Below are 14,755 nucleotides of genomic sequence, written 5' to 3'. Positions count from 1 at the left end.
CTATCTGATGCTACTTAAAATTCGCGGCGCAATGTTTATTGCAGTTGGCGCCATGCTTGATAAAATTTGCCCGCCATAATCGCAAGAAAAATGAGCGTCAAGGCTCCAAATACCGTAGCCGTAAATTTATCATCCGTCGTAGCGTATTTGTCATATCTGAATTTCATCAGATACTCGCGCTGCGGTGGGTCGACGCTCGCATTATAATCCAAAAATAAAACTTGATATGCCGTGCCGCGACCCCGAAACGGAAACGGACGGCTTTGATACCAAGCTTTAACTCGCTTGCCTTCCAGCCATTCGTATGCGATTAGCGAAATAGAAGGCTTGATATTCACGCCTTGCCACTCGTCCGCTCCTGAGCGCTTAAAATTAGCTTCAACAATTGCCGCATTGAGCAAAATTTTATTTTTATAAAAGTAGGTTAAGTTATCCGTATAGCCATTTAAAAAGACTTTGATAAATTTGCGCTCATCCGTAAAAATCTGCATATATTCGCGCCCATCATCACTTCCGACATCCATGATTATTCCATTTGCGATTTTCAGATCATCTAAGCTTTTAGGATTCAAGCTAAAAAGAAATCCGTACCACATCGCCGCCAAATAAAATGCGATCATAAATAGATCGAACTTGCGATCTAAGTTATACCAAATTTCGCCGAGCTTCATCGATCATTACATTGTAAGTTTCGCTGCTAGATACGGAATTTCACGGCTTTTATGATCGCGAGCTATGCTGCATCGCAAGCGCCTCCATCGCCCCGACGGGCAGAAATAGCACTACGCCCACGATTACCACTGGTATAGCCACGATGATGCCTAGCGTATCCAACAGGGCGTTGCCCTCGCAGCGCTCCGGCAAAACCTCGATGTGAGCGGGTATCGGGGAGCGCAGTCTGTCGCCGGGCTTCATTATTTCGCTAAGATTTTTGATCTGCACGACGCGCGCATCGAAGTAGAAAATCGCTTCTATCTCGCCTTTTTTCTCATCGATTTCGATGCGATTTGCTAGAGCTTTGATTTTGGCGACATCTGCACCAGCTGCGGAATTCAAAAATGCGCTGAAGCTACCGCGCGCCTCGCCGTTTTTAGCATCGGTTACTTCGATCTGCACAAACTCGCGCTTAAGCCCTTTGGCGTATCCGCCATCGTAAAATTCCGAGATATTCTTAAGCGACGAGCCGTTCGTTAGGACATAGCTGAGTTTCTCGCCTACGATGTATTCCTTACCGTCGTTTACGAAAAATGCCGTGATTTTTTCGGGCGTTTCATTTGCTCCGGGCGCTACGTTTTGTTTGCACTGGCACCCCACAAGCAAAACGGCTAGTAAAACCGCGATAAATTTTTTCATGATGATCCTTTAAAATTTTAAATTAGCGTATAAATTCCGCAGCCAAAGCTCTATCTCAAAAAATTTCAGCGGTGAAATTTTACGTCGATACAATTTAGCCGTAGCCGAAATTTAGCCTCAAATGCAGGCTACTTCAGTGCCGCTTTGACCGCCTCGCTCAGCCGCTTGCCGTCCACGCTTGAGCCGAGCGCTTCCTTGGCAGCTTTCATCACGCGCCCCATATCCTTTGCGCCGCTAGCGCCAAGCTCGGCGATTAGCGAGCCAACCTCTGCGGCAAGCTCGGCATCGCCTAGCTGCGCGGGCAGATAAGACGCGATGATCTCGATCTCGCCCTGCTCTTTTTGCACCAGATCGTCGCGACCACCCGCGCGATACTGCTGCACAGAGTCGTTTCGGCGCTTGATCTCGCTTTGAAGTATGCTAAAGACGCGCTCGTCGCTAAGGCTGATGCGCTCGTCCACCTCGACCTGCTTAAGCGCGGCGTTAAGCATCCGCAGGCTGTCTCTGCGGAAATGATCGCCGCTTTTCATCGCCGTTTTAATGTCTTCTAAAATTTGCTCTCGCACACCCATTTTCTACTCCTTTAGGTTAAAATTTCGGCGGCAATTGTAGCAAATTTAAAATTTGGCTCGGGTAAATTTAAGAGGATGAAATTTTAAAATTTTAAAGATTTAGAGTGATTTGCGGCTAAATTTAAAACTAGCCGCGGGTATCGTCTGCGGCAAAGACTCGCGCGCAGCTCCCATTTGCGGAAAAAAAGCTCTTGCGAAGCCTAGTAAAATTTAAAAAGCCCCGCAAGAATATAAAATCCCTGTGGGGCAAAGCAAACGATAAGAGCTCGCGAAGGCTCTATTTAGCGCGTGAGAATATCATTCGCACGATTTGAATCAAGAAGCACACGCTTCCTACCAAAAAGATCGTATCGCCGATGATGCGCGCCCAGCGGAGCCCGTAGAGGCTGTCTTTTTGCAAAAATTCCGCGCTTCTTGCGTACCACATACCCACGTCGATCGCCGCGAATGCCTGCAAAATTCCGACAGGTAATAGCGAAATCAGCACCATTAGAAGCAGACCCGCGTTAAGCGCCCAAAAGCCGATCTTCATCAGCGTATCATCAAAGTTTTTGTCTTTGTAAATATATAGCGCCACGAGCCACACGAAGCCGAGCGCCAAAAAGCCGTATACGCCAAATAGCGCCGTATGAGCGTGCACCGCGGTGGTGTTTAAGCCCTGGATGTAAAATAGCGCAAGCGGCGGGTTAATTAAAAAGCCGAAAACGCCCGCGCCCAGCATATTCCAAAACGCCACGGCGATGAAGCAGTAAAGCGGCCATTTTAGGCGCTTAGCCCAATCCTGCGCAAATTGAAGTTTGTAATAGTGAAACGCCTCCGAACCCAAAAGCACCAAAGGCACGACCTCAAGCGCCGAGAAGCTCGCGCCCACAGCCATTATCGGCGTAGTAGTGCCCGCAAAATAGAGGTGATGGAAGGTGCCGGGAATTCCGCCGATTAGGAAAATCGACGCGCTAGCAATCGAGGTGTAGGTGGCAAATTTCTTGCTTACTAAGCCCAAGGACGCAAACACGAACGCCAAAGACGCCGTTGCGAAAACCTCGAAAAATCCCTCAACCCAAAGGTGCACGACCCACCAGCGCCAGTACTCCATCACCGGGATCGGCGAGCGCTGTCCGTAGAATAGACCCGCGCCGTAAAAAAGCCCCACGGCGATAACCGAAGCGGTAAAGATCGCCAATAAATTCTTATCGCCCTCGGCTCTAAAGCCCGCGATAAAGCCGCGAAGCACGAGTACCATCCAGATCACAAGACCCACAAACAGTATCAGCTGCCAAATTCTACCGAGGTCTAAATACTCATATCCTTGATGTCCGATCCAGAAGCTGCTGCTTGGATCCATCTTGCCCGCAATCGCCATGTATTCGCCCGCGAAGCTGCCGACGACCAAGAAAAGAAGCGCGTAGAAAAGCACGTCCACGCCGAGCTTTTGAAATTTAGGATCTTTGCCGCCGTTGATGATCGGAGCTAGAAACAATCCCGCCGCCAAAAAGCCCGTAGCGATCCAGAAAATGGACGCCTGCACGTGCCAGGTGCGCGCTAGCGAGTAAGGAATATACTGCGAAATATCAAGCCCGAAAAAGGACTGACCCTCGATCGTATAGTGCGCAACGAAGCCGCCGATGAAGGCCTGAAATGCAAACAATGCAACCGCTACGAAAAGATATTTGCCAAGCGCCTTTTGCGACGGCGTAAGCGCCAAAGCGGCGATCGGATCTGCGCTAAGCTTCGCAGGAGCCTCGAAATCCTCGTCCTTTTTGCCGTAGAAATTTCCAAACCACACTAAAAGACCGATGCCGGTAAGCAAAATAACAAGGCTTGCGATCGTCCAAACGATGTTTTCGGTGGTAGGGACATTGTCTATCAGCGGCTCGTGTGGCCAGTTATTGGTATAGGTCGCCTCTCCGCTAGGACGATCCGTAGAAACCGCCCACGCAGTCCAAAATATGAAATCCACGAGCTCGGCGCGATGTTGCTCGTTTGCGAGCGTATTTTCCTTCATCGCGTAATCCTCGCGAAGCTTTTTAAAGCGCGGATCGTTTCCGAAAACGCCCATGTACTCGTTTTTTACGACCGCCATAGCCTTTAAGCGATCGTCGCTTAGCTTAACGGTGCCGTCTTTTACGGTGTTGGTGCGATACTCGGCCTTGGTAAGCGCCTTGATCTGCGCCTTTTGCTCGTCATTTAAGGCGTCAAATTTCACGCCGAAACGCTCCTGCGCCTTGATATCCATAAACGCAACCAACTCCTTATGCAGCCAATCTGCGCTCCAATCGGGCGCCTGATACGCGCCGTGACCCCAAATCGAGCCCACCTGCATACCGCCGATACTCTGCCAGGCCTCCTGCCCGCGGTAAATGCGCTCGGTGCTGATTAGCTCAGCTCCGCTAGCATCGGTAAATTTTACCACCGGCGGAGACTGCCTATACACCTCGCCGCCGTAAAAACCCAAGAAACTAAAGCCCACGATGAGCACCACTACGAGCGCCATCCAGAGCTTCTTAAATTCTGCCATTTTCACTCCTTTAACTGAAATTAGGAGAGAATTTTACCTATTTAAATTTCGATAAGCATTGAGGCTCGTCAATAAAAAGATAAAATTTATCTGCTTAAGCTGGAATTTATTAAAATATACTGAAATAAAGGGTTTTAAAAAATTTTATATAAAATTTATATCTATAAATCTATCCCTTACCTCGATATTATTAAGATTTAGATTTAGTTTGTCTTTTAAATACTTTTTCAAATTTACTCGTTCATACTCACTTAACATAGTTAGCGGAATGGCAAAATAATTACTATGAGTACTATCTAATAAAATTAGAACATTTAAATTTATGCTATCTATTCTTTTTAAAATTTTAAGTACACTAAAGCAAATAATATTGAGCGGATGCAGAGCGTATGATAAAATTAGCAAGAGAAATTTTTTAAATCTAGTTATATTGGCATTGTATTTGCAAGCATCTTCAATTACTAGTCCAGAAAATTTATAAATAGCGATTTTATCAAAATTAGAAGTCTTTACACTTTTATGTATCGAATATACATCGTTATAATTTTTGCATAAAGAATTATATTCTATTCTATCGGAATAGAAATTTAAAAATTTATGTTTATTAATAAATAAAATTCCCACCAAAAAAGTAACAGCTCCTAAAAATTGATATACCCAAGCACTTCCTCTGCAGAAAAATAGGAATATAACTAAAAATACAGCTAATATTAAATAACATTCTGTACTGATTTTAGTCCAATAGTCCTTGATTATAAAAAGCGGCATTTCAGATTTATAACTTTGAAATTCCATACGATAATACTCCAAATTTTTAATTCAATACACCGCTATTTTCATTGACTTTGCTCTGCATCTTTCACTCCTTTTAAATAGAAATATATTTTGTAAATAAATTCGAATGTAGACATTAATATTACGGAACCCGAAAGAGAAAAACCGGATTGAAAGAAAATGATATATCCAAAAATTGAAAATCTACTTTGAAATTCCGGCATAAAATGGCTTGTTCTTATGCTGATACCGCTGCTTGCAAAATATCCGGTATAATAAACCTCAAACATAAAAATACCAAGACCAAACATAAACGGAAGTAACAAAAACGGGAAATCGTTTTCCCGCTTCTTTTTTGCAACCAAGATAAAGTCATCATCATATCTGCAAAAGTAAATATAATAAACCAATGAATATAAGCTAGAAACCACAAAAATAATAATCCCGCATATCCACATAATACTAACGTAAAATTCCAAAAGTTGGGTGTATGGGCTAATATTACCGATAATTTCGATATTTGGAAAATAGCTTTTCATAAAATTTACGAAATTCAAGCACGCAGGAGAAATATCTAAAATATTTTTAGGAATTATAAAGGCGCTAAGAGAATATAAAAAATATATAAAACATAATTTCGTAAAAAATTTACCGAATTTTATACGAGTATTTTCTATTCTTATCTTTTTGCTTTCAAAATCTAAATTCTGCAATCTTAACCCCTAAATAAAATGATTACGCATTTTAGCGCCTACAACTTTAAACAAACTAAAAAATTAGCATATTTATGTTTGTGTAATAAACGCAATTCATGCAAGGCTTCCGAAAACGGATTAAAATTTAGATTTGCATCCAAATTTAAAGCGATCCGTCGCTGCTGCTTTCGCGGGGCTTAGGAAGCGGCGAAATTTTAGTGTAGTACTCCTCCTTGCCGTTGTATGAGCTGCTAAAGACGCCGTCCGGAACCGTGAAATTTCGTTTGGTTTGCGGATATTCTTTTAAATAGGCATCTAAAAATTTTGCAAATACCGGTGCTGCGGTGCGGCCGCCGCCCTCGACCTTTCGCATAGGTTTATAATCGTCGTTGCCGTACCAAATGATGATCTGTAGATCGGGCGTAAAGCCGCAAAACCACGCGTCTATGCTATCGTTTGAGGTGCCTGTTTTGCCAGCGACGTCGATTCCTTGCACGCGCGCGCGAGTACCAGTACCGCGCTGCACGATATTTTTTAGCAGCGTAGTCATCAGATACGCCTGTTCAGGGCGCAGCACGCGGCGGCGCTCAGGCTCTATAAAGCGAGTTTTGCCGTCCTTATCGGTAATCGAAACGATAAATTTTGATTTTGCAGTAATCCCAAGCCCCGGGAACATCGAATACATCGTAGAGTATTCAAGCGGCGAAATTCCGTAGCTGCCGATAGCCACCGACAGGGCAGGCGGGACATTTTTAAAGCCGAACTCACCCAGCTTTTTTACCGCGCGATCAACGCCGATAGATTGCATCAGATTGATCGAGGCAAGGTTGCGCGAGCGTGTTAAAGCTTCTTTGATCGTGATATAGCCGCTGTAAGTCTTGTCGTAATTTTTCGGCTTCCACGTTTTATCGCTGCCATCGTCGAATTCTCTAGCTATATCGGGAACTTCGGTCATCGTCGAGTAGCCCATATCAAGGGCGATTTGATAGACGAAAGGCTTAAAACTAGAGCCGGTTTGGCGCTGGGATTGGCTGGCGCGATTGAAATTTGATTTCGCGTAATCCACGCCGCCTACTAAGGCTAAAATTTCGCCGTTTTGCGGATGCGTGACGACCATAGCGCCGTTTACGTTACTTGCATTGGCGTCTTTATTGCGCTTTAAAATTTCATTGTAGCCGAAAACTAATGCCTCTTGCGCCATCGCTTGCGCCTTTAAATCAAGGCTCGTATCTATACGATACCCGCCCGTACGGACATCCGGTAGAATTTTTTCCGCTTCTTTTATGATCTCATCTACGGCATACGGCGCTGCGTTTTGCGTGAGCGTTTCATTATAAATCGTAGGCTGCTCGTTCATCGCAAGCTCATATTCGGTCTTATTTATCCAGCCGAGCTCATGCATCCTATAAATCACGTTATTGGCACGCGAAAGCGACAAATCCAGGTGCTTAGTAGGATCAAAGCTGCTAGGAGCTTTCGGCAAGCCCACTAAAATCGCGATCTCTTTAAGGCTTAAATCTTGCAAATCCTTTTTGAAATATCCCAAAGCCGCCGTGCGGATGCCGTAATATCCGTGCCCGAAATACACCTCGTTGAAGTAACGCTCTAGAATTTGTTCCTTGCTTAGGGCGTTTTCTATTTTAAGCGATAGGATTGCTTCTTTAATCTTGCGATCAAGCTTCTTTTCGCTCGAAAGAACTAAATTTCGCGTGATCTGCTGCGTAATCGTAGAAGCCCCTTCGACGAATTTCATCGCTTTGACGTCCTTAATGATCGCCCTAAAAATCGCCTCGACATTCACACCGCCGTGTTCGAAAAACGCCGTATCCTCGATAGCTACGAGCGCCTCGATCACGCGGCCTGGAATCTCGTCGAATTTTACGTAAATTCTATTTTGTTCATTAAAAACATTGGCTATCAAATTGCCGTTGCGGTCATAAATTTTAGTCGTAAGCTCGGGATGATAATCGATGATCGAGTCCGATTCCAAGCGGATTTGCGAGTAAAAATACAAAAAAATTCCGCCTGCGGCAAACGCACAAACCGTAATAAAACTAAATAAAACTCTTACCATACAAACCTCTTTAAAATTTCCAGATCAAGCCCCATCGCCGTGAATTTTGACCCACGCGAGCTTTTAATATATTTTTCGTTAAAGCCTTCGATACTCATCGCACCCGCCTTGCCACGCCAATCGCCGCTAGCGATATAGCCTTTTAAATCCGCTTCAGTAAATTCCGCAAATTCAAAGCTTGCGACGCTAAGTGCCGAAAGCTCTAGCGCCTTACTGCAAAAAATCATCGCAGTATAAACGGCGCAGCTAGCACCGCTTTGAGCTCGTAGCATTTTTAATGCGTCCGCTTCATCCCGCGCCTTGCCTAAAATTTCGCCGCCAGCAAGCACGGAGCTATCGGCAAACAGCACTCTATCATAATTTTTATAAATTTTAAAAAACTGCGCTTTCTTGGCTACGGCAACGCGGTAAGCATAGGTGCGTGCATCGTCCTTGCTAATGCCGCTTTCGTCGAAATTAAAAGGAATTTGCGTAAATTCTACGCCGTTATCCTTTAGAATTTGTGCTCTAGTAGGCGAACTGGAAGCTAAATAAATCATCAAAACTCGCCCACCGTCACGCCTAGATAAACGCAAATCAGCGTGACTACGATATTTAGCGGGATGAAATATTTAACGACGATGATTAAATGCTCATTCGCCTCAAGCTCATCTCCTGCATCCAAAGCTCGCTTCAAAGATGAAATTTTATAATGCATGTAGATAAAATTTAGTAGTATAAAGCTGGCGCCAGCCCACAGCGTGGCAATCGCGCCTTTTACCATAGGATCTGAAAATTTAAAACTTCCGCCGTCCGCAAGAAAAAATCCACTTACGCAAACGATCACCAAAAATAGTGCAAAGAACTGCTCATAGCGTTTCATATATCGTAAAATTTCTGCAAATTTTACATCCTTCGCATCCGCTTGACTTTTACTGCTTAAATTCATAAAAATCCGCGTGATCAAAAATACGCAGATCTGCGCGCAGACCAAAAAAATCACGCTTAAAATGTGAATCAGCGGCAAAATTTGCGAGGCTTTGATGAAGCCGGTATCGATTTCGTTCAAATTTTACCTTTTGCGTAAGAGATCGCCTCTTTGATCGCTTCTTCGATTTTTAGCACGTCCTTGCCGCCCGCGGTCGCAAAATCATCGCGTCCGCCGCCGCCACCGCCTAAAATTTGCGCCGCGAGCTTAACCCACTCGCCAGCTTTGATCGGCGCGTTTTTAACACCTGCTGCGATTGAAATTTTGCCGTCGGTGCCTACTTGCATCAGCATTATCGCCGCCTTTTCGTGGCTATTTTTAAACTCATCTATCATAGTTTTTATATCACCGCTTTCGACCGAGGCTACGCAAAGTTTGGTATCACCGACATTTAGAAAAGCCAGTGCATGAGAACTGCTTGCATGCTTGATCTGATCTTTTAGCGACCTGATCTCATCTTTTAATTTCTCAATCGCGCGGAGAGGCTCAATCCCTTTTAGCTCCGCAGAAATTTCAGCAAGCTTAGCGCGATTTTGAAGTGCCAAATTTAAAGCAGCGCGCGAACAAACTGCCTCGATACGCCTAACGCCCGCACTTACACTGCTTTCTTTAACTATAAAAAACGGTCCTATCTCGCTTAAATTACGCACGTGAATTCCGCCGCAAAGCTCCTTACTAATCTCTCCGAAGCTCACAACGCGCACTTTTGAGCCGTATTTTTCGCCAAAAAGCGCAATCGCGCCGCTATTTTTAGCGTCATCTATATCCATAATCTCGGTTTTTGCCGCACAGCCCTTGCAAACGGCATTATTTACAAATTCCTCGATTTTAGCTAGCTCCTCGTCGCTAAGCGCCTTAGGATGCGAGAAGTCAAATCTTAAGCGGTCAGCTTCAACCAAGCTTCCTGCTTGAGCTATATGAGCCCCTAGTACCGCACGAAGCGCCGCGTGCAAAAGATGCGTCGCGCTGTGATGGCGTGCAATCTGCTCACGCTCTTCAGAAACCTTGAGCCCGACGATATCGCCGATTTTCAGGTTACGATTAAGGCGCAAGTGGGATAAATTTAGCCCATAAAATTTCTGCGTATCAAACACATCGGCTATGGACTCCACTTCGCCGCTATCGCCCGTTTGACCGCCGCTTTGTGCATAAAACGGAGTGATATCAAACATCGCCCAGCCAATATCGCCGGCTTTGAGCTCATCCACTTCCGCAAAATCCTCGTTAAGTAGCGCTAAAACCTTGCTCGTGCGGCTAAGCTCTTCGTAACCGCTAAATTTATTCTCGCCGAATTTCTCTAGCAGCGCCTTGAAATCGCCATGGACGTTTTTATCGCCACTGCCCTTCCATGCGGCTTTAGCTATCTGCCTTTGCTCGCTCATAAGCGCGTCAAATTTAGCTTCATCCACACGCAAATTTTTCTCGCGTAGCATATCGGCGGTCAGATCGAGCGGAAAGCCGTAGGTATCGTATAGTTTAAACGCGACCTCGCCGCTAAAAATTTCTTTAGTGCGCGCAAGCTCCTCGTTAAAAAGCTCGATGCCGTTTGCCAAAGTGGCGAAAAACCGCTCCTCTTCGAGCTTGATCTGCTCCTTTACGACCTGCTTTTTCTCGTTTAGATAGGCATAGTGTCCACCCATCAGCTCGCATACTTTATCCACGAGGTGGTGCATAAAGGGCTCTTTGATGCCGAGCAGATAGCCGTGGCGCACGGCGCGGCGCAGAATTCTACGCAAAACATATCCCCTGCCCTCGCGATTAAAATTTGTTCCCTGCGCCAGCAAAAACACGACCGAGCGGATATGATCGGCGATGACGCGGTAGCTCGCGCCGCTTTCATAAACGTAAGGTTTGCCGCAAAGCTTTGCAACCTCATCAATTAGCGGCATGAAAAGCGAGCTGTCGTAGTTGCTAAACTTGCCCTCCTTAATCGCCGTGACGCGCTCAAGACCCATGCCCGTGTCGATGCTAGGCTTTGGAAGCGGGCTAAGCTTGCCGTCTTTGCTGCGCTCGTACTGCATGAAAACTAAATTCCAAATCTCTAAAAAGCGGTCGCCGTCGCCGCCCATATAATCCTCGGATGAGTGAAAATGCTCCTCGCCCTGATCGTAAAAAATTTCGCTGCACGGTCCGCACGGACCGGTATCGCCCATCGCCCAAAAGTTATCGTGATCGCCGAAGCGGTAGATGCGCTCCTGCGCTATGTGCTGCGCCCAGAACCCAAACGCTTCGTCGTCTTTCTCGTGCACGGTGACGTAAAGTTTGTCTTTTGGAAGCTTTAAAATTTCAGTGATAAACTCCCACGCATAGGCGATTGCCTGCTCTTTAAAATACTCACCGAAGCTGAAATTGCCAAGCATCTCAAAAAACGTATGGTGGCGCGCGGTATAGCCGACGTTGTCTAGGTCGTTGTGTTTGCCGCCGGCGCGGATGCAGGTCTGACAGCTCGTGCGGATAGGCGGCGTCGGACGCGGAACGGCTCCTGTAAATATGCTTTTAAAGGGCACCATACCCGCGTTTGTAAAAAGCAAACTATCATCATCTGGTACCAGCGGCGCGCTAGGAACGATCTGATGGCCCTTGCTCGCAAAAAAATTCAAATATTCGCTTCTAATATCCATGAAATTTCCCTGTTTTAAATTTTAAAATTTTGGAGCGCATTTTAGCCAAATTAGATTTTAAAAACTATAAAATTTTAACCATTCTTAGTTATAATGGCGCGAAAGATTAAATTTAGGGCATAACGATGAAAAAAAAGATAGCGATCATAGGCATGGACGAGCTTGGTCAAAAGCACTTTAGCGAGCTAAGAAGGAGCGATTATTTCGAGCTTGTAGCGCTTTATCATAAGGGCAGCAGTGAAAATTTCGGCCCGCGCTATCCGGTCTTTGATAATCTAACCGATCTTTTTAACGTCGCCAAGCCCGACGCCGTAGTCATCACGGCTCCCCCGCCATCGCATAAAGAGCTGATTTTAAAATGCCTACCGTTTACCAAAAATATCTTTGTAGAATCTCCGCTCGCACAAAGCCTAGCCGAAGCCAGAGAGATAAATTACGCAGTCACTACTAACGGCACGCGCCTAGCCGTAGGCTACTTCGACCGCTACAATCCAGTAATCGTATCCTTGTTACGCGAGCTAGCCAAGGGGGATAAAATTTTTTCGATGAGCTTCGTAAGCGGTTTTGCAAACGATGATAGAGCAGATATCGTAGCCAATGCCCTTTTTAGAGATATCGATCTTGTGCGGCTGCTTTCTCACAGCGAGATAGCTTGCATAGAACTTAGCAAAAATATCTCTAAAGAGCGCACTCTAGCCGCATGCGCGACGCTTCACACAAAAAGCGGCTGCTATTGCACGCTAATGCAGTCCAATCTCTATCCGATCAGACGCCACGGTATCGAAATTTGCACCGACAGCGGCGTGTATTTCGGCGATCTAATCTCAATAACTCTTTTTAAAATTACGCCTGACGGGCGCGTAAATCTGCGCGTCGATCGCGATGACTTTTCGCTGCGCCGCGAACACGAAGCATTTTGCGCGATGTGCGACAGCAGTACTAACGCAGGTCTTGCAAGCGTCGAGGATGCGATAAAAATACGAGAAATCATCTCATGAAAAAAGCCCTAATTTTACTCAACATGGGCGGTCCGAACGATCTGAGTGAGGTTGAAGTTTTTTTAAAAAATATGTTTAACGACCCCTTTATTTTGGGCATTAAGAGTGATTTTTGGCGTAGCGTTTTAGCCGCAATCATTGTAAGAAGTAGAGCGGCGGCGGCGCGTAGCAACTACGAAAAACTGGGCGGACGCTCGCCGATATGCTCCATTACCGAAGCGCTTTGCGAGCGGGTAAATGAACTAGCGCGAGCAAAATTCGGCGCGGGATTAAAATTTGAAAATGCAGATGGTGCGCAAAATTTAAAATTTCAGAGCGCAGCTAAATTTCAAAATGAGGTAGAATTTCAGGGTGCCACAAAATTTAATAGCCCAGATTTTAGCGCTACATGCAAGCTGCAAAATTCCGCTAAATTTCAAGAAGGCGGCGAGCCTGGTGGCGAGGCTAAATTTCAAAACCAAACCGAATTTACAAGCGCCGCAGGTGAGCCGGCGCAAGAGGCACAGAGCGAGCCGGCGCAAGACACTCTATTGCAAAACCAGCCGCCGCAGAGCGTCCCGACACAGGGTGAGGCGCTGCAAAATGAAGCGCCGAAGAATGAAAAACCGATAGATGAGCTAATTTGCGATTATGCGATGAATTACACGCCGCCTTTTGCGGAGGACGTGCTTAAAAAATACGCGGATTTTGACGAGATAATTTTGATGCCTTTGTATCCGCACTTCTCAAAAACGACGGTGCAATCGAGTCTGTGTTCTGCCGAAGCCGCACTTAAGCGGCTTGGTATAAAAAATTATAAGATAGTTGATATTTTCTACGACAGCGCCGCTTACAACGAAATTTTACTAAATTTAATTGCGGCGTGCGTCTCGAAATTTAGCGCGGATGAAATTTCTCAAATTTCGCTCATATTTTCCGCACATTCGCTGCCGGTAAAAATGATCACCGCGGGCGATCCTTACGAGGCGCAGATAAATGCACACATGCAAATTTTAAAAGATTTGCTAGCCGCGCGCGGAATTAAATTTAAAGAGATTATTTTGGCGTATCAATCGCGCCTGGGTCCCGTTAAGTGGCTAGAGCCCAATGTTGCGGACGTTTTGCGGGATCTGCAGAGCAAAAAAGCGCTCATATTTCCGATCGCATTTTGCGTGGATAATTCCGAGACCAATTTCGAGCTGGATATTTTTTATAGGGCCCAGGCGCGCGAGCTAGGTTATGAATACTACGAAGTGTGCAAATGCCCGAACTCCCGCGAGGATTTCGCGAAATTTATACTCGCGCAAGCGCTGTAAATTTAGAGATTAAAATTTAATCTTTTAGTTTGGATTTTTTATATTCTATATGAAGCTTGAAGATTGAATACAATGCGGATAAAAATAGCAATATACTAGTTAAGGTTAGTATATTTCTTTGAAAATATAAATTATCCCAATCCTCTGCATTTGAGGTATGTATTTTTGTTCCATCGCAATACCCGTATTCATTTAAAAATCTTTCCGACATTTTAATTTTTACGCAAATTTGATCTATATAGTTTTTGTAAATTAAATCACAAAATTGCATACCGAATTGTTCATAATCTGTCTTGCTATTTCCGATATGCAGATCAAAAATTTTACCGCTTCCTCGCACGGATATATTGCAGCCGGTTCCACCACGATAGCTATCATATTTATGAAATTCGCTTATAGTTCCAACAAAAACAAAAGGATCTTCTATATTTTTTCTACTAGGTGCGCTTTGATATGCTATCAAAAGAAGTATCGGTGCGATAAATGAAACGCAAACAACGATTAGCGTTATAAAAGTGTGTTTCCGATCGAAGCCGAATTTAATCAAATCATACCAATAATCTACGTAGTAAAGCGGATTCTTCATTGCATTCCTTTTGTTGTTTTTGGATACCTCACATATTTTAGAAAAATTCCATCTTTTTTTAGATAATCTCCGATAAGGCTTTAAATTTACATGTCCTTTTCACAAAGATATCTTTACAGATACTGCTTGCTATATCTACCTTGCCTTTAGTTCCACGGAAGGCTAGCACATAGTTACCGCTTCCTTGGAATTCGCCATTATCATTTGCTTCTCCTCTTTCAAGCAAAAGCGCCTGCATATCTGTCCGTTTGTCGACGTAGTCGATGACTCGATATTTGGAATTTAGTTTATATATTTTTTCTTTG

General features: G+C 44.8%; 14 protein-coding genes. 2 read left to right on the top strand and 12 right to left on the bottom strand.

Annotated features, from left to right (window positions below; genetic code table 11):
• Positions 1-35: 35 nt before the first annotated feature.
• The 10 genes from Q0605_RS09520 to alaS all read right to left on the bottom strand — a co-directional run bounded on the left by Q0605_RS09520 (position 36) and on the right by alaS (position 11,571).
• Complete coding sequence (locus Q0605_RS09520; protein ID WP_298706511.1) at positions 36-671, bottom strand: hypothetical protein; 636 nt, start codon at positions 669-671, stop codon at positions 36-38.
• Positions 672-720: 49 nt separating this feature from the next.
• The gene (locus tag Q0605_RS09515) at positions 721-1,353 is read right to left on the bottom strand and encodes a hypothetical protein (protein WP_298706509.1); all 633 of its coding nucleotides are present in this window, start codon (positions 1,351-1,353) and stop codon (positions 721-723) included.
• Between the two features lie 128 nt (positions 1,354-1,481).
• Entirely contained in the window at positions 1,482-1,925 is a 444-nt protein-coding gene (locus Q0605_RS09510; protein ID WP_298706507.1) for a GatB/YqeY domain-containing protein, read from the bottom strand.
• Between the two features lie 277 nt (positions 1,926-2,202).
• Positions 2,203-4,440, bottom strand: coding sequence for a nitric-oxide reductase large subunit (locus tag Q0605_RS09505; RefSeq protein ID WP_298706505.1), 2,238 nt, complete (start codon positions 4,438-4,440; stop codon positions 2,203-2,205).
• Between the two features lie 144 nt (positions 4,441-4,584).
• Complete coding sequence (locus Q0605_RS09500) at positions 4,585-5,235, bottom strand: hypothetical protein (RefSeq protein ID WP_298706503.1); 651 nt, start codon at positions 5,233-5,235, stop codon at positions 4,585-4,587.
• A gap of 41 nt (positions 5,236-5,276) precedes the next feature.
• Positions 5,277-5,927, bottom strand: coding sequence for a hypothetical protein (locus tag Q0605_RS09495; protein WP_298706501.1), 651 nt, complete (start codon positions 5,925-5,927; stop codon positions 5,277-5,279).
• A gap of 145 nt (positions 5,928-6,072) precedes the next feature.
• Positions 6,073-7,983, bottom strand: a complete 1,911-nt coding sequence (locus Q0605_RS09490; protein ID WP_298706499.1) for a PBP1A family penicillin-binding protein — start codon at positions 7,981-7,983, stop codon at positions 6,073-6,075.
• Complete coding sequence (gene maf / locus Q0605_RS09485) at positions 7,977-8,522, bottom strand: septum formation inhibitor Maf (protein ID WP_298706497.1); 546 nt, start codon at positions 8,520-8,522, stop codon at positions 7,977-7,979. The genes Q0605_RS09490 and maf overlap by 7 nt, the downstream gene beginning before the upstream one ends.
• Positions 8,522-9,031 carry a hypothetical protein gene (locus Q0605_RS09480; RefSeq protein ID WP_298706495.1) on the bottom strand — a complete coding sequence of 170 codons (510 nt, stop codon included), beginning with the start codon at positions 9,029-9,031 and terminating at the stop codon, positions 8,522-8,524. The genes maf and Q0605_RS09480 overlap by 1 nt, the downstream gene beginning before the upstream one ends.
• A complete protein-coding gene (alaS, locus tag Q0605_RS09475) occupies positions 9,028-11,571 on the bottom strand; it encodes an alanine--tRNA ligase (RefSeq protein WP_298706493.1) in 2,544 nt (847 codons plus the stop codon). The genes Q0605_RS09480 and alaS overlap by 4 nt, the downstream gene beginning before the upstream one ends.
• Before the next feature lie 125 nt (positions 11,572-11,696).
• Here alaS and Q0605_RS09470 point away from each other — a divergent pair, with 125 nt between their 5' ends.
• Together Q0605_RS09470 and hemH are read left to right on the top strand one after the other, a co-directional pair.
• The gene (locus Q0605_RS09470; RefSeq protein WP_298706492.1) at positions 11,697-12,569 is read left to right on the top strand and encodes a Gfo/Idh/MocA family oxidoreductase; all 873 of its coding nucleotides are present in this window, start codon (positions 11,697-11,699) and stop codon (positions 12,567-12,569) included.
• On the top strand, positions 12,566-13,864 hold the full coding sequence (gene hemH, locus Q0605_RS09465; protein ID WP_298706490.1) for a ferrochelatase: 1,299 nt from the start codon (positions 12,566-12,568) through the stop codon (positions 13,862-13,864). Before Q0605_RS09470 ends, hemH begins: the two co-directional genes overlap by 4 nt.
• A 16-nt stretch (positions 13,865-13,880) precedes the next feature.
• Here hemH and Q0605_RS09460 read toward each other — a convergent pair whose 3' ends face one another.
• Positions 13,881-14,450: a hypothetical protein gene (locus tag Q0605_RS09460; RefSeq protein WP_298706488.1), complete on the bottom strand. Its 570-nt coding sequence runs from the start codon at positions 14,448-14,450 to the stop codon at positions 13,881-13,883.
• Positions 14,451-14,508: 58 nt separating this feature from the next.
• The coding region (locus Q0605_RS09455; RefSeq protein ID WP_298706486.1) for a hypothetical protein at positions 14,509-14,755 on the bottom strand (247 nt) is incomplete at its 5' end.

Origin of the sequence: uncultured Campylobacter sp. (genome assembly GCF_938017705.1) — a bacterium.
GTDB lineage: Bacteria > Campylobacterota > Campylobacteria > Campylobacterales > Campylobacteraceae > Campylobacter_B.
Note: the sequence above shows the minus strand (reverse complement) of the source record. Positions and strands in the feature narration are given on the sequence as shown.

Coding starts and splice junctions, on each gene's coding strand:
- Q0605_RS09490 (WP_298706499.1), bottom strand. CDS start 7,983: ATGGTAAGAGTTTTATTTAGTTTTATTACGGTTTGTGCGTTTGCCGCA.
- hemH (WP_298706490.1), top strand. CDS start 12,566: ATGAAAAAAGCCCTAATTTTACTCAACATGGGCGGTCCGAACGATCTG.
- Q0605_RS09500 (WP_298706503.1), bottom strand. CDS start 5,235: ATGGAATTTCAAAGTTATAAATCTGAAATGCCGCTTTTTATAATCAAG.
- alaS (WP_298706493.1), bottom strand. CDS start 11,571: ATGGATATTAGAAGCGAATATTTGAATTTTTTTGCGAGCAAGGGCCAT.
- Q0605_RS09470 (WP_298706492.1), top strand. CDS start 11,697: ATGAAAAAAAAGATAGCGATCATAGGCATGGACGAGCTTGGTCAAAAG.
- Q0605_RS09460 (WP_298706488.1), bottom strand. CDS start 14,450: ATGAAGAATCCGCTTTACTACGTAGATTATTGGTATGATTTGATTAAA.
- Q0605_RS09520 (WP_298706511.1), bottom strand. CDS start 671: ATGAAGCTCGGCGAAATTTGGTATAACTTAGATCGCAAGTTCGATCTA.
- Q0605_RS09505 (WP_298706505.1), bottom strand. CDS start 4,440: ATGGCAGAATTTAAGAAGCTCTGGATGGCGCTCGTAGTGGTGCTCATC.
- maf (WP_298706497.1), bottom strand. CDS start 8,522: ATGATTTATTTAGCTTCCAGTTCGCCTACTAGAGCACAAATTCTAAAG.
- Q0605_RS09515 (WP_298706509.1), bottom strand. CDS start 1,353: ATGAAAAAATTTATCGCGGTTTTACTAGCCGTTTTGCTTGTGGGGTGC.
- Q0605_RS09510 (WP_298706507.1), bottom strand. CDS start 1,925: ATGGGTGTGCGAGAGCAAATTTTAGAAGACATTAAAACGGCGATGAAA.